General features: G+C 48.3%; 12 protein-coding genes. 11 read left to right on the top strand and 1 reads right to left on the bottom strand.

Translation table 11 applies throughout. The annotated features are described in order from the left end of the window. The first annotated feature begins 194 nt into the window (after positions 1–194). The 3 genes from ACW73I_RS07685 (at position 195) to ACW73I_RS07695 (ending at position 3,831) form a co-directional block, all read left to right on the top strand. Positions 195–1,583 (top strand): NfeD family protein, encoded by a 1,389-nt coding sequence (locus tag ACW73I_RS07685; protein ID WP_458028657.1) that lies wholly within the window; start codon positions 195–197, stop codon positions 1,581–1,583. Then, on the top strand, positions 1,580–2,320 hold the full coding sequence (locus ACW73I_RS07690; protein ID WP_458028658.1) for a slipin family protein: 741 nt from the start codon (positions 1,580–1,582) through the stop codon (positions 2,318–2,320). The genes ACW73I_RS07685 and ACW73I_RS07690 overlap by 4 nt, the downstream gene beginning before the upstream one ends. Before the next feature lie 92 nt (positions 2,321–2,412). Next, a complete protein-coding gene (locus ACW73I_RS07695; RefSeq protein WP_458028659.1) occupies positions 2,413–3,831 on the top strand; it encodes an aldehyde dehydrogenase in 1,419 nt (472 codons plus the stop codon). Positions 3,832–3,885: 54 nt separating this feature from the next. Here ACW73I_RS07695 and ACW73I_RS07700 read toward each other — a convergent pair whose 3' ends face one another. Next, positions 3,886–6,255 (bottom strand): sensor domain-containing diguanylate cyclase, encoded by a 2,370-nt coding sequence (locus ACW73I_RS07700; protein WP_458028660.1) that lies wholly within the window; start codon positions 6,253–6,255, stop codon positions 3,886–3,888. Between the two features lie 746 nt (positions 6,256–7,001). Between ACW73I_RS07700 and ACW73I_RS07705 the strand changes: the two genes are divergently transcribed. The 8 genes from ACW73I_RS07705 to bstB all read left to right on the top strand — a co-directional run bounded on the left by ACW73I_RS07705 (position 7,002) and on the right by bstB (position 19,799). Further along, on the top strand, positions 7,002–8,012 hold the full coding sequence (locus tag ACW73I_RS07705; protein ID WP_458028661.1) for a hypothetical protein: 1,011 nt from the start codon (positions 7,002–7,004) through the stop codon (positions 8,010–8,012). Between the two features lie 237 nt (positions 8,013–8,249). Further along, positions 8,250–9,311 carry an OmpA family protein gene (locus ACW73I_RS07710; protein ID WP_458028662.1) on the top strand — a complete coding sequence of 354 codons (1,062 nt, stop codon included), beginning with the start codon at positions 8,250–8,252 and terminating at the stop codon, positions 9,309–9,311. Positions 9,312–10,035: 724 nt separating this feature from the next. Then, positions 10,036–11,667 (top strand): cytochrome P450, encoded by a 1,632-nt coding sequence (locus ACW73I_RS07715; RefSeq protein ID WP_458028663.1) that lies wholly within the window; start codon positions 10,036–10,038, stop codon positions 11,665–11,667. A 19-nt stretch (positions 11,668–11,686) separates the two neighbouring features. Further along, entirely contained in the window at positions 11,687–12,289 is a 603-nt protein-coding gene (locus ACW73I_RS07720; protein ID WP_458028664.1) for a nuclear transport factor 2 family protein, read from the top strand. A gap of 83 nt (positions 12,290–12,372) precedes the next feature. Beyond that, entirely contained in the window at positions 12,373–14,616 is a 2,244-nt protein-coding gene (locus tag ACW73I_RS07725) for a terpene cyclase/mutase family protein (protein ID WP_458028665.1), read from the top strand. Positions 14,617–14,662: 46 nt separating this feature from the next. Further along, the gene (locus tag ACW73I_RS07730) at positions 14,663–16,090 is read left to right on the top strand and encodes an FAD-dependent monooxygenase (protein ID WP_458028666.1); all 1,428 of its coding nucleotides are present in this window, start codon (positions 14,663–14,665) and stop codon (positions 16,088–16,090) included. A gap of 158 nt (positions 16,091–16,248) precedes the next feature. Beyond that, positions 16,249–18,960 carry a sterol transporter cytoplasmic membrane protein BstA gene (gene bstA, locus ACW73I_RS07735; protein WP_458028667.1) on the top strand — a complete coding sequence of 904 codons (2,712 nt, stop codon included), beginning with the start codon at positions 16,249–16,251 and terminating at the stop codon, positions 18,958–18,960. Beyond that, on the top strand, positions 18,960–19,799 hold the full coding sequence (gene bstB / locus ACW73I_RS07740; protein ID WP_458028668.1) for a sterol transporter periplasmic substrate-binding protein BstB: 840 nt from the start codon (positions 18,960–18,962) through the stop codon (positions 19,797–19,799). The genes bstA and bstB overlap by 1 nt, the downstream gene beginning before the upstream one ends.

The following is a 19,799-nucleotide window of genomic DNA, read 5'->3' on the forward strand; positions in this document are numbered from 1 at the left end:
TTACAGACTTCGCAATTTTATTTTCAGTTCAACCGAATTTCATGAGGTAACGATTAGAAATAAATCGATAGATACAACGAGCCTTATATTTAGTTTTGGAGCTGTAAATTCAATTATTTCTTTTATTCAATTGCTGCTTCGACTATAACGCTTACTCAGGAGCCTAAAATGGAAACTTTCACTCGCTTTGAGCCATGCATTTCTTTAGCATAAATCGTTGCCGCTGGTTTTTATTTGCGCTGACTGTCGTTCTGCAATTTTCGCCGGAGATGCAGGCGTTTGCCGATCGAACGAACTCAAAAGGTCACATTTTGCAACTGGACATCGAAGGCGCGATTGGCCCCGCCACCAGCGATTACCTCGAGCGTAATTTGGACAAAGCTTCAGAAACCGGCGCAAAAATCATTTTGCTGCGCATCGATACGCCCGGCGGTTTGGATAGCTCTATGCGGGAAATCATCAAAAAAATCGTCGCCTCGCCCGTTCCCGTCATTGGCTATGTGGCGCCGGAAGGTGCTCGCGCCGCCAGCGCCGGCACTTATATCCTTTATGCCTGTCATGTCGCGGCCATGGCACCGGCTACCAATCTCGGCGCTGCGACACCGGTACAAATCACCGATCTCGACTCTTTAACGGATCGGGATAAACAAGACGATGCGTCTAAGTCTTCGAAACCCGCCGGCCACGCGATGAAGGATAAGATCATCAATGATGCCGTGGCCTACATTCGCGGCCTGGCCACCATGCGCGGCAGAAACGTCGAATGGGCCGAAAAAGCGGTACGCGAAGCGGCCAGTCTGCCGGCCGAAGAAGCCTTGAAACTAAACGTTATCGACCTGATCGCAAGCAACAATGCGGAACTGTTGAGTAAGCTCGACGGCTATAAAGTCAAGGTACAAGGTCACGAAATGAGCTTACAAACCCAAGGACTCACGATCGAGCATGTCGCACCTGATTGGCGTAGCGAACTTTTAGGGGTCATCGCTAATCCCAATATTGCCTATGTTCTGCTGCTGATCGGGTTGTACGGTCTCGCCATGGAGTTCGCCCATCCGGGTGCTGTCGTTCCGGGCACGGTCGGGGCCATTTGCCTGTTGCTGGCGATGTACTCCCTGCAAATGTTACCGGTTAATTATGCCGGCATCGCATTGATCGTGTTGGGCGCCGGCTTGATGATCGCGGAAGCCTTCGCCCCAAGCTTCGGCATACTCGGCATGGGCGGCATCAGCGCATTTATCTTCGGTTCGGTCATACTAATCGATACCGAGGCGCCCGGGTTCGGCATCAATAGAGGCCTGATCGGTGGCTTTGCGATCAGCAGTGCCGCCTTTTTTGTTCTGGCTCTAGGCATGCTGCTAAAGATTCGGCGCAAACCGGTTGTCAGCGGGAAAGAAGAACTTATCGGCGCCATAGGCGAGGTTTTGGAAGACTTTGCAGACATCGGCCGGATACGCGTGCATAGCGAGACATGGCGTGCACAGACCGACTGTCAGCTTCATAAAAGCGAAAAAGTCAGAATCACCGGCGTATCCGGCTTGCTGCTGACCGTTATCCCCTATCGAGCAGAGGAGAAGCACTCATGATTGGCTATTTCTTTTACATCTTCGGCAGTATTTTGTTTCTACTCCTGATTAGCGCATTCAGGATTCTGCGCGAATACGAACGAGGCGTGATCTTCATGCTTGGCCGCTTTTACCAGGTCAAAGGTCCCGGTTTTATCATCGTGATCCCGCTTATCCAGCAAATGGTGCGGGTCGATTTGCGCACCATCGTCATGGATGTTCCGACACAGGACGTCATTTCCCGCGACAACGTCTCGGTCAAGGTCAATGCCGTCGTGTATTTTCGCGTGATCGAACCGGACAAAGCCATCATCCAGGTGCAAAACTTCTACGATGCGACCAGCCAGCTGGCCCAGACTACCTTGCGCTCCGTGCTGGGCCAGCACGAACTGGATGAAATGTTGGCCGAGCGTGAGCGCTTAAATGTCGATATCCAAAACATCCTCGACCAACAAACCGATGCTTGGGGAATTAAAGTATCTAATGTCGAAATCAAGCATGTGGATCTGGACGAAAGCATGGTCCGCGCCATCGCCAAACAAGCCGAAGCCGAACGCGTGCGGCGAGCCAAAATCATTCATGCCGAAGGTGAAATGCAGGCATCCGAAAAACTGGCTGGCGCTGCCGCTATTCTGGCGGAACAACCACAGGCCATCCAATTACGATATCTCCAAACCTTGACTGAAATCGCCGGCGACAAATCGTCGACTATCGTGTTTCCTTTACCCCTGGATATGTTGAAAAAAAATAATAACTAACTGGTGTCGTATGATAAACGCGCATATTAAATAGTCATTTTTAATCAACCGGGCATCTTAGTGCATTGCCCCCCGAACATTCCGGATCCCATATGACGACTGCTAACAATGACACCAAAAATATCGCGGCAATCCCGGAAACGGAAATTGTTGAAATCGTTGCTAAGCAGCATGCGTTTTTTAAAACGGGTGCAACAAAAAGCTATCAGAGCCGTATTGAAAACTTAAAAAAATTAAAGTCCGCGATTATCAAATACGAAGATGAGATACATTCCGCTTTAAAACAGGATTTAGGTAAACCTGAATTTGAATCCTATCTTTCCGAGACCGGTTTCAGTCTTCTCGACATTTCGGAAACCATCGGTAAATTGAAACGATGGATGAAGCCGAAGCGGACATTAACCTCTTTGCTGACCCAACCCGGCTCTAGTCGAATCCATTATTCGCCGCTGGGCGTAAATCTGATTATTGCACCTTATAACTATCCGATTATGCTGACCTTTTCGCCATTAATCGCCGCAATAGCTGCAGGCAATACAGCCGTGCTGAAAACATCGGAAATGACGCCGGCTTGTAGCGCCGTGATTCGCCGGTTGATCGGCGAAATCTTCGATGCGGAATATATTGCCTATATCGAAGGGGCGGTCAAAGAAACGACGATTCTTCTGCAACAAAAATTCGACCACATTTTCTTTACCGGCAGTCCTAGAGTCGGATCCATCGTTATGAGTGCGGCGGCAAAACACCTAACGCCGGTAACTTTGGAGTTGGGGGGCAAGAGTCCTTGTATTGTTCATGATGACGCCAAACTGGATATTGCCGTGAAACGCATTGTCAGCAGCAAATTCCTGAATGCAGGCCAGACCTGTGTGGCACCGGATTACGTCATGGTTCATCGCTCCATTAAAGAGGAATTTCTGACCCGGATTAAACACCGCATTATCGCCGTATATGGCGAAGATGCCGGTTCCAGTCCCGATTTGGGCCGTATTGTCAACGACAACCATTTTAAGCGTATCTGCGGATTAATCGATCAACAAAAAGTCGTTGTCGGAGGGCGAAGCGATAGCTCCACCCGTTTTATCGCGCCAACGGTAATGCGCGATGTGACTTTGGCCGACAAAGTGATGTCCGAAGAAATTTTCGGTCCGATATTGCCTGTTTTGGAATATGAAACGCTAAACGATGTATACAAGGTTGTCGAAGAATTACCGCACCACCCGCTGGCCTGCTATGTGTTTAGCGAAAATCCGGAAATCCAGCAAGAAATCGTAAACTCCATCCAATCCGGAGGTGCCTGCATCAATAATTGCGTGTTCCATAGCGCTAATCCCTATCTGCCTTTCGGCGGAGTCGGTGAGAGCGGCATGGGAGCCTATCACGGATTTCACGGATTTGAATGTTTCTCGCATAAAAAAGGCGTTCTGAAAACAGCGACGTGGATAGATATCCCACTGACTTATGCTCCTTACCGCAACAAGGTAAACATACTGAAGAAAATTATGCGTTAAGTAAGGCTGCAAAAATCGCGCTATCCTTATGACGCTAAAGATTAACCCTTGCAGTCAAAAGGCCGCACAAACCTTATTACGGCCGTTTTGCTTCGCCTCGTAAAGCCCTTTGTCTGCACGGTTGAGCAGCATATCCAGATTATCCTCCACTGAAATCATAGAAGTCATGCCAATCGAAACCGTAAATCGTATCGGCAAGCCATCTTCCAAAGGTACCGGCGTATTGCTTATTGCCTCCCGTAAGCGTTCAGCGGCATCTAACGCTTTATCCTTGTCGGTTTCCGGCAACATAATGGCAAACTCCTCACCGCCGATACGGCCGATGATATCGACTTCGCGCAAAATTTCCTTACAGACCTTCCCAAGCTTTATTAGCACCATGTCACCGGCTTTATGGCCGTGCAAATCATTAATCTCTTTGAAAAAGTCGATATCCATCATATAGAGCGATAGCGGAATTTTGTAGCGTACCGCGCGGCTAAGCTCTAACTCCACTAGCTCCATGAAATATCGACGGTTATTGACGCCGGTGAGGAAATCAGTTCGGGCCTGTTGCTCCAATGTTTGTTGGAATAGCTTATGTTCCGTGATGTCCCGGGTAATCCCCAGCAAACTGGTGATGTTTCCGTTAGCGTCGCGCAGCGGAGTCGCGTGGGTTTCAAGCCATCGCTCGGCACCCTTCTTACCTTTGATGAGAAATTCCAGCGTGGCCGACTCGCCTGCACAAACTCGTTTATGCAATTTGGCAAACGCTTTTCGGTAGCCGACTTCGATGAACTCGAACCAGCCTGATTGCCGCGCCTCTTCCAGACTGTCGACTTCCAGCATTTTCAATCCGGCCGGGTTTATGTCATCGAGACGGCCGTCGACCGACAGAACTTTAACGCATTCAGGTTCGGTCTCGAAAATTGCCTTTAGATACTCTTTTTGCTGTTTGAGTAGCGCCTCGGCCTGCTTTAGCTCATCGATTTGACGGGTAAAGGCCAGTTGAACCGGTTTTCCACTCTCAAACTGAAAAGGCACCGCTCGGGTCTCCACCCAATGCCGACTCCCATGTAGTCCGACAACTTCAAATTGCAGACTGCCCGGTTCGCCATCGCATACCCGCTCGTTAAATGAGGCATACATCTCGCGGTATTCCGGCGCCACGAAGGAATAAACGCATTGTCCTAAAAGCGCCGTTTCCGACTCGGCCTCAAACAGCGCGAGTCCGGCCGGGTTCATTGCCAACAAAATCCCATCCTCGGATACTAGTTTTACGCACTCCGAAGTCGAATTAAGAATAGCGCGTAAATGACTTTCGCTTTGCTCGACCAATGCCTGCGCTTGCCTGCTTTTAGTGACATCTTCTTGAATGACGACGACCTCCATGATTCGTTTATCTTCGCCCTGCACAGGATAGGCGAACGTCCGAATCCAAAGCGTACCGCCGTTGCTCGGTACTTGCGGCGTCTTGGCTTTGTCGTATTCAACCACGGGTATCTCGACGCATTCGCCGGAAAATGCCTTCTTGAGCCACGGCAACACCCCTAGCTCCTCGAGTTGGCGGTCTTCGAGAACGTTATATTGTTCCAGCGCGGAAAAAGGGGTATTCCACAACTTTTCCCATGCCGCGTTGACGCGCAGCGTGATGCCATCCGGCGAAAACACTTGTATAGCCAAGGGCGAACGCTCGGCCAAGTTACGATATCTGAGTTCGCTGTCCCGTAACGCGGTCAAAACCTGTTTACGTTCCGTGATATCTCGATCGATGCCCTGGTAGCCCACAAACTCTCCGGCCGGGTCGAACAAGGGCCTGCCGCTGGATTCAAGAATGACCATACGACCATTTTTATGTAAACAGTTTTTTTCCAATAGGAAAAACGGACGCTTGTCGCTGACAATATCGGCAAAGGCTGTATTCAACCTGACCGCCTCTTCGGGAGCCATGAAGTCGGACGGAAAACGCCCAAGCACTTCCTCCGGCGAATAGCCGAGTAGCTTGGTCACCAGCGGACTGGCATAAGTATATTGTCCGGTTTTATTAATCGCCCATACCCAGTCGGTCGATGTCTCGACCATCGCTCGAAAACGGGCCTCCTGCTCCTGCAAATCCCTTCGGACTTTATCGAGTTTGGGAACGAGCAAAATCCATCGCCAAAAGCCGATGAACAACAGAATGTCGCCGCCAAGATAGCCAACCACTGTTTTCAAAAAGACGGTAACGGGCGTGTCGCCGATAATGACGAACTTGCTCAGCATAGGAAAATTATCGGTGATATCCAGAATAGTGGCGAACAAAATCAAGGAAACACCCAAAATAATTTCGCGCCATCCATCCAACCGCATCAACGATTCCTTGCGCCCTCTTTGCCACAGCAAAATTAAAAGCATCGCAATAACGGATGCGCGCAATGTTTCGATCGCAATATCCAAGATATTCATAACTTTTTCACATAGCTGACCAGTATCATTCTGTGCATCTGATTTAACGAAAAACTAATCAATGAAGACAAATCGCGGAAAGAATCTAATGGTTAATATTTCGAACAGCAAGACCGAAAAAGTCAATGCCCATGGATGATAGCGATTGATCTTCGTCTAAATCGTCCTTTCCGCGCGGAGCGAGATTATCATAGATGACGCAAGCATTTGGTTTAGCTCTCTACCTCAGCCGAGATTAATCAAAAATCAACTGAAAAACATGATCCCGGCGGCACTTTCGGCAAATGTTAAGCGATGAATTTGACGCAACGCCGTGGTAACGACCATGGTTATCTGTAAATTACAGGGCGATGTTGCGCGATGCAAACCAGGCTTGTGGTACAAAGGTTCCCACGCAAATCATGGGAACCGTGTAAGGTCGGAAGGGTATTGTAGGTTCAGCGAGCGACTAAACCGGTAAAACCGGCTGGCAGAGAGGGAGCATGACACGGAGCAAGCATCGGAAGCGCTAACTGATACTTTTTAAGTAACGTGCCAAAAGAGTGTATACTTGCCGCCAATTCAAGCTCTATAGGCTATCCGATCATGCGGTCAACTGAGTCAAGACATAGACAGACTCTGATTGGAATCTCTTGCCAAAAGACGGTGTTGGAATTACATATTTTAGAACCCGCTTATCCGCAATTTTTGCTCATGCAAACATCTTTCTTCGACACTTGAGAACTGACGTAGCTTGGAGAAAAGTCATGAAAACTGAACATTTAACAAGAATGCCTCGAAATCGAATCGTATCAATGTTATGTGTTTGTATCGGACTATACGCTGTTACTGGAGAAATTAATGCCGAGGAATCATACCAGGGCCAAGCGACTCAATTGAATAAACATTATAGTTTTTCAGAAATTGCTATAGAGTCGGTAACCGGTGATGTGTACTCCGCTGAGGCCGCAGAAAAATGGCAGGACCTATCCTACAGCGACTTTTTTAGCAAAGGCTGGGACAAACCCTGGATCAGCCCCCCGAACGGCGGTGGAGGTGCTCCTCGACAAGGCTGGCTAAACGCGTACGAAGGTGTTTTTTATCGTTTGGGTATTGCGGTATTCGGCTGGCAACACGATTTCGGTAATAGTGGCGATGGATATTCAGGCAACCTTGTCAACTTTACGCCAATCAACCAACGATTTGAAATCCAAACGGATATTTCAATGGTTTCGAACAGTGCAGCCTCTACCAGTAATCCGCAAACGAATTTCGGCGACTTTAAAATCACCCCCCGTTTTATGTTGTCGGAGAGCAAAAATCTGACGCAGACATTCAACATCACCTTTAGAACGCCTACCGGAAACAGTAACAACCTCGCGCAAAATATTGCGGCCATCACGCCTGACTACCAATTTTGGGCCAACTGGTGGAAAGGCTTAGTAGTGCGAGGCGGTGCCGGCTTCTTTATCCCCTATGGCGGCGATTTAAATGGTTCCGGTGCTCGCAGTTTATTCAACGCCAATTTAGCCGTGGGCTACTATTTTACGCCGCATGATTTCACACCAATTGGTGATATGGTCTGGTACGTTTCTACCAACCTAAGCCAGCCGATCGACAATCGCGCGGAAACCAGTCATACCTTTGTATCGCTAACACCAGGCTTCCGCACCCATATGGGCGGCGATTGGTATTTGCTTGGCGCTGTAGAGGTGCCGGTAACGAATCCCGAACCCTTCGATTATCAAGTACTTGGCGGCATCATGAAAGTATTTTGATTTTTACGCTTCGAGTCAGATAAATATTTTGTTCTCAATAACTTTTGAACTAAAATACCAATTGTCGCGTGATAACAACCAAACGTGGGTATTGTGGTACTATCAGTTGAACAATTCACAACTACGACATAAGGATATGCTTTGCTATGCGAGTCAAAAAATTCAGGCCGTCCAGTCTTAATGATGATACTGCCAACATAATAGTTATTTACTATTGTTCTTAAAAGAGGATTGTTTATGTTGAAAAAAAGATGGTTGTTGTTTGCTGCGTTGTCAGCGTTTGGCGCCGTGTCGATGGCTCGTGCTGCGGAGTTTCTCGATGATAGATGGTATGTTGCGCCATTCGGCACCTTTGTCCAACCCGGTGGAGATCGAAATGCCAGCGGTGGCTGGGGCGGCGGCATGGGTTTTGGAAAAATTCTGAACGAGCGGTTAAATATAGAGCTCAAAGGCTTTTATCAAAACATCGGCGGCAGTAATGGCAACGGTAATTGGGACTTAACCGGCGGTATGGTAGACACCCAATTTTACTTCATGCGCGATACTGTTTCCCCATACGCGGTCATCGGTTTGGGCGGGATGAACTCTAGCCACAATGGTAACAGTGGGGCGGGCTTCATTGGTGAAGCCGGTGTAGGTCTCACCTATGAATTGCACGATAACTTCTTGATTCGTACCGACGTGCGTTACCGCTACAACAACAACTTCAATGCCCAGTTGCAACCTGGCACCGATGAGTTCAATGATATGGTGTTAAATGTCGGCTTCGTGGTGCCGTTCGGTGACAAGCCGAAACCGGTCGTTGCTAAGGCGCCAGAGCCGACCCCCATACCGGCACCGGTTGTGGCGGATTGCTCCACGATGGACGACGACCATGACGGCGTTAACAATTGTAACGACAAATGCCCGGGTACTCTGCCAGGCGTTGAGGTCACTATGCATGGATGCTGGGTCCTGCATGTCAATTTTGACAACGACAAGGACATCATCAAACCACAGTATTTTGAGGAACTGGACCACGCGGCTGCAACTATCAAAAAATTTCCTGACACGAAATTCGAAGTACAAGGCCATACCAGTAAAACAGGTACTTATAAACATAACCTGGATTTGTCTGAACGTCGTGCATTAGCGGTCAAAAAATACCTGACCAAAGGTAGTCAGTCACCCAATATCACTTCAAAAGGTTATAGCTGGGATCAACCCATTGACACCAATGAAACCGAAGAAGGCCGCGCCAACAACCGTCGCGTGCAGTTGGAAGTGAACGGCAAAGTTCAGGAGCCTATGAGACCCTAACGATTTAGCTTCCACGTCTTTTTGAGACTGGCGTAAAAGTTAAACCGGCTCATTCTACTTTCGGGACGATTACATGGGATGCAGAAGATAGAGCAACGCAAGGCGCGGTTGCCGAGAAGGTGAGGATAAGGGGATATCAATTAAACCCCGGATTGTATATCCCCATCCGCCCCTCTCCCGAGGAGCGCTTCTGCCATTCTCTTTATAGGGAAGCGTTCTCGGAAACCCGCGTTCGAGCGGGTTTTCTGTCTAGGGTTAATATTAAATCGGCGAAACCACTGAACCAAACATTCAAAAACCACACAACCTAACTTACTGTATGGACCGGATATGTATTTTTATGGAGGGGGAAAGATCATCACAATCGCCGCGAACACTGCAACACCACCTTTATCAGCATAAAAGCTAAATCCAGCACCATCATGGCGTCACCAGCCAGACATAAAACCTGCAAGATAGCCGGCTCGTATTGGAAGTGCTTTTTCGCTCTTGGCCAAGCCAGTCATGGACCGACCATAGACACCCGGGTTATGTTGATGGGCATAAGATCTCAAGATCGCTGGCGATGCGCAAGTTACCCCGTCCGCAGCATAACTACGTTAATCACAAAAGCGCTGTATTGCTATCGGTGTGCGTGTTTGCCGTACTCACAATCTCATGCGCAATGATGAGAATTTAGCTTGAACACCAGCATATTTAAATGCACCGATATTAAGATCGCGTTATGACACAAACAAATACCGAAATATCCGCCGAGCCGCAGAGAGAGCCGCCTAAAATGCCCGGCGCGTTGCCGCTGGTCGGCCATATGCTCGAATTCGGCAAAAATCCGTTTGAATACATGATGAAACTCAGAAAGACGCTGGGAGAAATTGGCGAGTTTCGTATGTTTCATCAAAAAATGGTACTAATGACCGGTCCTGAAGCGAATGAAGCTTTTTTCCGCGCACCCGATTCTCAGCTAGACCAAAGCCAAGCCTATAAAATCATGACGCCTATTTTTGGCAAAGGCGTGGTTTTTGATGCGCCGCCGGATAAAAAAGACCAGCAACTTAAAATGCTGATGCCGGTATTGCGCGATAAACCGATGCGAGGATATGCGCAAGTGATCGTTCAAGAAGTCGAACAAATGATTTCCGACTGGGGCGATACCGGCGAAATCGATTTGCTTGAGTTCATGAAAGAACTCACCATTTACACTTCCAGTCACTGCCTGTTGGGTGACGAATTTCGTTACGAACTAAACGAAGAATTCGCTAAAATCTATCATGATCTTGAAAAAGGCGTAAATCCTTTAGCTTTTGTTTTTCCATATCTGCCGTTACCGGTGTTTCGCCGCCGCGATAAAGCGCGGGCTAGACTGCAAGAATTAGTTACGGAAATCATTGCCAAAAGAGCGCAAAAGGCACAAAAAAGTGAAGATGCGTTTCAGATGCTGATCGACGCCCAATACGATGACGGCAGCAGACTGTCTGCACATGAAATTACCGGCATGCTAATCGGCACTATATTCGCCGGCCATCACACCACCGCCGGAACAGCGGCTTGGACTTTACTGGAATTAGCCCGTAGACCTGAATACATGGAGCTAGTGCTGAACGAATTGGACGCCAGTTTCGGCATCGACGGCGAAGTGACTTTCCAATCTTTACGTGAAATTCCGTTATTGGAAAATGTCATAAAAGAAGTATTACGCCTACACCCGCCGTTGATATTCTTAATTCGCAAAGTCATACAAGACTTTGAATTCAAAGGTTATGCGGTAAAGGCGGGTAAATACGTCTGCACTTCGCCCCGCGTATCGCATCGCATCGCGGAGGTATTCCCCAATCCGGAAAAATTCGACCCGGATCGCTATACCGAGGCACGCCAAGAAGATGCAAAACCCTTCAGCTGGATTGCCTTCGGTGGCGGCAAACATAAATGTTCCGGAAACGCTTTCGCCATGCTACAGTTGAAAGCGATTTTTAGCATCTTATTGCGTCGATATACCTTTGAATTGCTTGATGACAAAGATGCCTATCAGGACGACTTCACGCAGATGGTGGTACAACCGGCGACGCCTTGTCGCGTTCGTTATATCATGCGGAAAAAGCTTAAGCGCGATGTAAGGGAGTCAACCGAGAATGCCGTCCGGGAAGCCCCACAAACCGGCTCAAAATTTCGAATAAGCATCGACAGAGAACTGTGCCAGGGCCATGCAAGCTGCATGACAGAAGCGCCTGAACTCTTTCATGTGGACGATTCCGGCAATGTGACAATTTTGCAGGAAAATCCGCCGGCGGATTTATTGGCCAAAGCCAGACAAGCCGAAAAATACTGCCCTACGCAAGCAATTAAAATTGATCTGAATTAAAATTTGTAAGAGTCTAAATATGGCAACATATCCGAGAGCGGAACTTGAGGAAATGGTCGAGCGCTGGTTGCAAGCGAACCGCGACGCCGAGAAGGAAGGTAATTGGGCTAAGTACTTGGGTCCCTTATACACCGAGACCGCCGAATATCGTTGGAATATTGGGCCTAACGAAGAGTTTGTCGCGCGGAACCGTGAACAGATAGAACAGTGGGCTCTAGGCGCGCAAATGGAAGGATTTGAACAGTGGCGCTACCCCTATCACCGTATTTTAATCGATGAAAAACTGGGCGAAGTGATTGGCCTATGGCGCCAGGTGTCGCCCGCCCTTCGAGAAGACGGCACACATTACGAAGTTGCGGGAATAGGCGGTTCCTGGTTTCGTTACGGGGGTAATTATCAATGGGAGTGGCAACGAGATTTTTTCGATTTAGGCAATGTAAAGGCCTTATTTTTTGAATTGGCCGCTGAGAATAAGCTCGATCCGGCAGTAAAAAGGAAAATAGGTAAATTGGCCAAAGGGCAATTGCTACCCGGCCATGAACGCTTGCGCGAACCGCCGAGTTTGTGGAAGAAACTGAAAGGTTTTATTGCCATGGTACGGATTGCTCTATTTAATAAATAGGATTAAAAAAAAAATTAATTTGCGCGTTTTTCAAAATATGATATCTGTTTCGCAAATAGCCTAACATCACATCGCACGAATCTATGCTGAATGTAAAACCGAGTTGGAAAAAATGGCAATTACTCACTGATAAGGGACGACAAATCTGGGCATTCAAGCCCGTTTCTAACAATATCAACGAGCATCTACAAAATGTAGATAACATTAAAGACGAAGAAATAAATCAATTTTCGGAGGATTTTCGATTCGATAAATCCATTAATCCCAACTCTGGCGACAAGGTGTTTAGAAACGTTGCGATTAACCAAAAGTTTCAAGCATTTAATGCACAAATACCCCGAACGGAAAATCCAGATAATCAAAAAGTCATTGATACGCTGATAAAGGGAATTAACTATTTTTCTTATCTACAGCAAGAAGACGGACATTGGCCGGGCGATTACGGCGGCCCCCTCTTCCTCTTACCGGGTTTGTTAATTGCCTCATATATATCGGACACACCGTTTCCCAAAGCGCACAGGGAAATGATGAAGATTTATATATTGAATCATCAAAACGGCGACGGCGGTTGGGGCATGCATATCGAAGGTGAATCCACCATGTTCGGCGCCGTCATGCAATACGTGTCTCTGCGCCTGCTTGGAGCCGAAAAAGACCATCCGCAACTGATCAAAGCCCGGAATTGGATCAAAAGCAACGGCGGCGCGACCGGCGTTCCCTCCTGGGGAAAATTTTACCTGGCTGTTTTGAACTGTTACGACTGGCAAGGCTTCAATAGTCTTTTTCCGGAAATGTGGCTATTTCCCAGATGGTTGCCAGTCCACCCCTGGCGCTACTGGTGCCATACCCGCATGGTCTACTTGCCGATGGCCTATTGTTATGCGCTGCGAATCCAGGCTCCGGCAAATGATTTGATTTTATCGATCAGACAGGAAATTTATACCGACGATTTTGCCGCAATAAATTGGGCGAAACAGCGCGATACGGTATGCGAAAAGGATCGCTATACCAAACTATCTCCTGTTCTGAAATGGATGAATTTTTTCACCAACAATTATGAAAAATTCAATTGGCCCTGGTTAAGAAAAAAATCCACCGATTACATATTGAAATACCTGGATGCCGAAGATCAGCAAACCAACTACATCGATATCGGCCCGGTAAATCAAGCCATTAATTCGATCTGTATCTGGTACGCCTATGGCAAAGATTCAGCGCAATTTAAAAAACACGTAGCGCGTTGGTACGATTATTTATGGGTCGCCGAAGACGGCATGAAAATGAACGGCTACAACGGCTCGCAGCTATGGGATACGGCGTTTGCGACTCGCGCCATGCTGGAAAGCAATTTGGGCAAATTATTTCCGGAAACGATTAAGAAAAGCTATCGGTTTATTGAACTGTCGCAAATCAAACAGGAGCACTCGACCCATGCCGAATTTTTTCGGCATCCTATGATAGGCAGTTGGCCTTTTTCAACGGCCGAGAACGGCTGGCCGGTTGCCGATTGCACGGCGGAAGGATTAAGCGCCGCATTAGCCATTCATCAATCCGGCTTGGTTAAGCCGATCATTGATGAAGAACGCATAAAAAAAGCGGTTGATGTGATCCTTTCGTATCAAAATTCCGATGGTGGCTGGGCCACTTATGAAACGACGCGAGCGCCGAGATGGTTGGAAAAGCTTAATCCTTCCGAGGTATTTGCCGACATTATGATCGATTATTCATGGACGGAATGCACTGCGGCCTGCGTACTTTCACTAATGGAAAGTCGGGAGATTTACCCTGACTATAAAAGCGGCGAGATTGCTACAGCGATTCGTTCCGGCATCCGATTTATCCTATCGCAACAAAAACCGGACGGATCCTGGTACGGCGGCTGGGCGGTCTGTTTTACCTATGCCACCTGGTTTGGGGTGGAAGCGCTCAGTAAAGCCAAGGGCGGAGGGTATTGCGACGATACCGATATAAGCAACAGCATTAAAAAAGCCTGTGCCTTTTTAGTGGATAAACAAAAAGACGATGGCGGCTGGGGCGAAACGTTCAAATCTTGTTCAACCTTGAGTTATACAGAAGCCGAGCGTTCTCAGGTAGTTAATACCGGATGGGCCTTGTTAACGTTGATGGCCGCTGGTTTTGAAGACAAGCCCGCTATAGAATCCGCTATCGCTTTGCTGATAAATCGGCAAACAGACACCGGTGATTGGCCCCAAGAAAATATTTCAGGCGTTTTTAATTATAACTGCATGATAAGCTACTCAAATTATCGCAACATCTTCCCCATCTGGGCATTGAGTCGATACTTCAAATACTACATACAAGCATGATGAAACAACCTGGCTTTAACTGCTTTTTTGACTGTATCGGCTCGAAATGAAACCAGAATTCGATATTTGCATAATAGGTGCAGGCATGGCGGGCGCAACCATCGCCGCTTACCTCGCTCCCAAAGGTATTAGGATCGCGCTAATGGATCAATGCTTCAAGGAAAAAAAGCGCATTGTCGGCGAATTATTGCAACCTGGAGCAGTCCAGTCGCTCGAACAAATGGGACTAGGGGAATTGTTGGACGGTTTTGATGCACAATCGGTTGATGGATACGCACTGATCCAAGATAATCAAAACTGTACGATCACTTATCCGGATCACCACAAAGGAATGGGTCTGCACAACGGTCTGTTTTTGCAACAGATTCGAGCCTCCGCACTACAGAATGAATCGGTAACGAAAATTCACGGTAAAGCATTACGGCTTCTTGAAAACGAACAAAAAGAAATCGTTGGCGTTAGTTATCGGGAGTACCCTTCCTCTCAAATTAAGTCTATTTATGCGCCGTTAACGATTACCAGTGATGGCTTTTTTTCAAATTTTAGAGCACATCTTAGTAATAACCAGGAAACGGTAACATCCTATTTCATTGGTCTGATTTTAAAAAACTGCGACATGCCTTTTCCAAGGCACGGGCATGTGTTTTTATCCGGGCCGACACCGTTTATATGCTATCCGATTGCCAGTGACGAAGTTCGGCTATTAATAGATTTTCCCGGTGGCCAGTTGCCTAGAAAATGTTTGATCGAACAACATTTGAAAGAAAACGTAACGCCTTATATTCCCCTGGGCATGCTGCACAGCTATCAAGACGCCTTACTTGAGGGTGGTTTTAAAGTAATGCCCAATCATTACATGGCCGCGAAACCTATCATACGGAAAGGGGCCGTGATGTTAGGCGACTCTTTAAACATGCGCCACCCCTTAACCGGCGGCGGACTCACTGCGGTGTTTTCAGATATTCAAATATTAAGCAAACATTTATTGGCTATAACCGACTTCACCGATACGGAGTTGACGCATAAAAAAATCGAAGCGTATTACCAAGAAAGGCAAAGCGCTAATGCCAATCTTAATATACTCGCCAACGCGCTCTATGCCGTGATGTCCAATCAATTACTTAAAATTGCAGTATTTAAATATCTGCAGCGCGGCGGCGCCAATGCCCAGGAATCGATTGCTATTTTGGCGGGCTTGAACAGAAATCCCTATTCTTTAATGAAACAATTCTATTTTCTGGTCGCTTTCGGAGCCTGGGATCTAGTAAGGCAGAATATATTGAATTTGCCTAAGGCAATAAAACTTCTGTCGGATGCGGTTACTATCATTAAACCGTTAACAAAAAATGAACTCTCGCTCGGGATATTTTTTCAACGCTATCGGGATAAAATAAAGGTATCTAAGCCGTTCAGCCGTGACAGCGATATGAAGCAACATAAACTATTGATTAAAAATCAAAGTGTCCACCGCTAATGTCGACCATTTTTTTACATTTCCGCGCCTTGCTTTACACAGTCGTCCATCCGATGAGACCCTAACATTACGGCCGCCACCTACGTCACTATTTCCTTGGCTCCAACGTGTATTCCGGTTTGTGCCTTAAACAACTCGTTAAGCCATTTTCCTCGCGCATGAAAATCAATCACTACGCCGCAAAGATTGCAGAATATTTTGCTCGAAATCCATATTGGGTCTTAGGGGTAGCCTTAATGCTATCGATTATGGCGGCTTGGTCCAGTGCACAATTGCCGCTATACACTTCACGCCAAGCGTTGCTGCCGCAAAATGCGGAAGTCACTCTACGCCTTAACAACTTTTTGAAAAACTTTGGGGCAGCATCCGACCTGGTACTTGTCCTGGAAGGCGTCCCCTACCGGGAGTTAGCGGATTTTGCCGACAATCTGGCCGCAAAACTACAGGCCGAGCCCGAGATTGGCCGCGCTACATCACATCTCGATATGGCGTTTTTCCTGAAATATGCTTACTTGCTGATGCCGCCGGATACTCTGGAAAAGCTGGCGACCATGACAAACCATAGCCCACTGAGCACCGGCAGCCTGGAACAGCAACTGCGCCGCGCGTTGGACTGGAGCAACAGCACATCGTTGGAAACAACGGAAATCGACTTACAGACGGCCGATGTCGCGTTAAGCCTGACTGCGGGATTCCTGGCCGAATGGCAGCGTTGGTTGAATCTGGAAACACCGCCTACCGATTTGGACTGGCGCCAACTCCTCGCAAATACCGGCGTTAAAGGAATGACAGATGGCTATTTTGCATCGCACGACGGGCGAATGTTGTTTTTATTTGTTCATCCTAAGAATTCCTCTGGGGATTTCGAGCACCTGGGACCGTTCGTCGACAAGGTCAAGCAAATATCGGCATCCCTAACCGAACAAGCCGAAGCGGCTGGTCTCACGCCGCCGACGATTGGCTTAAGCGGACTACCGGCAATCGAATACGAAGAATACGTCAACGTTCGCAAGGATATCAATCTCATCACGTTTACCTCGGCCGGATTGGTGGCTGCCTTAGTATTGATCGTGGTACGCAGTCTACGTTGGGCGGCGTTGATTTTTATCCCTATGGGACTGGGAGTACTTTGGAGTTTGGGCTTGGCCTTGGTCACCGTAGGCCACCTAACCATCATCACTGCCGCCTTCATCGCTATCTTGTTCGGCCTGGGTGCCGACTACGGCATCTTTACTTCCTCACGCATCGCGGAGGAACGCAGGGCCGGCAAACCGTTGGTTGAAGCCATAGGCGCCGGCATTGGCTCCTCCTTTTTCGCTTTGCTGACTGCCGGCGCAGCCTCTTTATTGATTTTTGGTACTCTAGCCTCAGTGGATTTTCCAGGCTTCTCCGAGCTGGGCGTCATAGCGACCACTGGCGTGCTGACGATTTTGATCAGCACCTGGACGGTTCAGCCCGCACTCTATGCCCTATTGCCGCCGAAGCTGGAAGCCCGAACTCCGCCGGACAAATCACATACTGCGAAATCGCAGCCGAAGCGCAGCGGCTATTTCCCTTTACCGCTCGCAATTACAATTGTCGCCCTAGCGTTAGGCTTCGCGGTCTTCGGCGTCGTTAAAGGTTATGCGATCCCTTTCGATTACGACCTTCTGGCCATGTTACCTAAAGACTCGCAGGCGGCCTATTATCAACGACGAATGGTGGCGGAAAGCGACTATCAGTCCGAGGTCATCATTTTTCCCGCCAAGAATATGGCCGAAGCGAAGCGTATCGTCGATGAAACCAGTAAAGTCAACACGATCTCGCAAGTCCAATCGCCGATCAGTTTTTTCCCGGAAGACGCTACGGAACGCCTGCACAGAGCGACAAACATTGCGGAAAGTTTTGCAAAGACAAACGTACGAGATCACATCGCCGACCTAGTCCGAGATCGTCTGTCGGAAAAGTCTTACGAATTACTGCAGGCTACCCTCAAAAACAGCCTCACGAAGATCGACAATGCCGAGGAGCAAGCTTTTTCCGCGGGTCACGCCAATCTGGTCGAACACATGGAAAAAGTACGCGCGCAGCTGTTAAAAATTTCAGCGGACCTGGCCGAGAATCCCGAATCAGGCAAGACGCGTAGCGAAAGTTTCTTGCGAGCCTTGCTATCCGAGGCGGACGCCGGTGTGCAAATCATCGACACCTGGCGCAGGAATCAACCCCTGACTCCGGAGCAATTCCCCCCCTCGTTGCGCGATCGCTTTTTCGGTAATGACGGTAGCATTGCGGTATACGCATTTCCGGCAAAAACGGTATATGATCCCGCCAACCTCGACGCTTTAATGGACGATGTCTACAACATCTCAGCGGATGCGACAGGTTTTCCAACCACGCATCAGGTATTCTCCAAGACCGTGGTCAATAGTTTTACCCACGGTACCCAATTGGCCTTGGCGCTGACGTTGGTGTGGCTAATGATAGCAACGCGTAACGTTCGCCGCTTTGCGCTGGCGGCGCTGCCCTTATTAATCGGAGGCGGCTGGATGCTAGGATTAATGGCTCTAGCCGACATTCCTTACAATTTCGCCAACATCGTTGCATTGCCGTTGGTACTCGCGTTGGCGGTCGATTATGGCGTTTGGTTTAGCTATCGTTGGAGTGAAATGAAAACCGAATCGCCGATGCAAGTCAGCCTTGCGGTTAGCAAGGCCATCGGTCTGGCGGCAGGTACATCGTTGGCCGGCCTGGGCGCAATTTCTTTAGCCAGCTATCGCGGTGTATCATCCATGGGGATAACCATCACCATCGGACTGTTATGCTGCCTAATTGCTACATTTTTCGTGGCTCCCGCCATAGGACAGTTAATCGACATTAAGAGACAATCGTAATGCATAAGACCTACCTCATTATTTTGATCGGCCTATTGGCTTCCTTCGTCACGCACGCAGCAACTGCTACCGAGTCAATTGTAGTCTGCTACCCGGGCGGAGCCGGCAACATCAAAGACGCAAATGATGCGATGAATTCGATGCTGCGCATAGTCGAACGCGTCGGCCATTGGCAGGAAAGCACCTTAACGAGCCTGTTCACGACCAAAACGGACGAGTGCCGGAAACTGATAGCTGAAAAAACGCCCCGGTTCGCCATCACTTCGTTGGGCCTTTATTTGGAGTTACGCAGCCAACGCAACTTAGTTCCGATAGCCCAACCCAAGATTAACGGCCAGACCAGTGAGCGTTACCGAATAATGGTCCAGAAAGGCAAATACAAAAACCTGGATGAGCTCAAAGGCAAAACATTAGGAGGTACGCCTTTGGCAGAACCAGCCTTCATCGGCAAAATCGTTTTAGCTGGAAAATATGATCCGGCCGATTTTTTCGTCCTAAAGACATCCAATCAGGCTATTCGCGCCTTACGCTCTTTGGATAAGGGAGAACTGGACGCCGTTATTTTGAACGAACAACAATTTAGTGGACTCGGCTCGCTCCGATTATCGAGTCCACTCGAAGTCATCTTCACGTCTGAAGAAATTCCGCTGATGGGAGTTGTAGCCGATAGCACGGCGACGACCGATGCAGAACGCGAACGCTTCGGCAATGCCTTACAGGCGCTGTGCACAGACTCCGAGGGCAAAAAGCTATGCGAGTTATTCGGGATCGATTCCTTTTCCGAAACCGATAGCGCCACGTTCGAACCCATGGTGAAACTATGGGCTGTTGATGGGTAA

The sequence above is a fragment of the Methylomonas sp. MgM2 genome (assembly GCF_054172045.1).

What these genes read in the sequence shown, in the direction of transcription:
- ACW73I_RS07685 (WP_458028657.1), top strand. Translation starts at nt 195, where the DNA reads ATGCATTTCTTTAGCATAAATCGTTGCCGCTGGTTTTTATTTGCGCTG.
- ACW73I_RS07690 (WP_458028658.1), top strand. Translation starts at nt 1,580, where the DNA reads ATGATTGGCTATTTCTTTTACATCTTCGGCAGTATTTTGTTTCTACTC.
- ACW73I_RS07695 (WP_458028659.1), top strand. Translation starts at nt 2,413, where the DNA reads ATGACGACTGCTAACAATGACACCAAAAATATCGCGGCAATCCCGGAA.
- ACW73I_RS07700 (WP_458028660.1), bottom strand. Translation starts at nt 6,255, where the DNA reads ATGAATATCTTGGATATTGCGATCGAAACATTGCGCGCATCCGTTATT.
- ACW73I_RS07705 (WP_458028661.1), top strand. Translation starts at nt 7,002, where the DNA reads ATGAAAACTGAACATTTAACAAGAATGCCTCGAAATCGAATCGTATCA.
- ACW73I_RS07710 (WP_458028662.1), top strand. Translation starts at nt 8,250, where the DNA reads ATGTTGAAAAAAAGATGGTTGTTGTTTGCTGCGTTGTCAGCGTTTGGC.
- ACW73I_RS07715 (WP_458028663.1), top strand. Translation starts at nt 10,036, where the DNA reads ATGACACAAACAAATACCGAAATATCCGCCGAGCCGCAGAGAGAGCCG.
- ACW73I_RS07720 (WP_458028664.1), top strand. Translation starts at nt 11,687, where the DNA reads ATGGCAACATATCCGAGAGCGGAACTTGAGGAAATGGTCGAGCGCTGG.
- ACW73I_RS07725 (WP_458028665.1), top strand. Translation starts at nt 12,373, where the DNA reads ATGCTGAATGTAAAACCGAGTTGGAAAAAATGGCAATTACTCACTGAT.
- ACW73I_RS07730 (WP_458028666.1), top strand. Translation starts at nt 14,663, where the DNA reads ATGAAACCAGAATTCGATATTTGCATAATAGGTGCAGGCATGGCGGGC.
- bstA (WP_458028667.1), top strand. Translation starts at nt 16,249, where the DNA reads ATGAAAATCAATCACTACGCCGCAAAGATTGCAGAATATTTTGCTCGA.
- bstB (WP_458028668.1), top strand. Translation starts at nt 18,960, where the DNA reads ATGCATAAGACCTACCTCATTATTTTGATCGGCCTATTGGCTTCCTTC.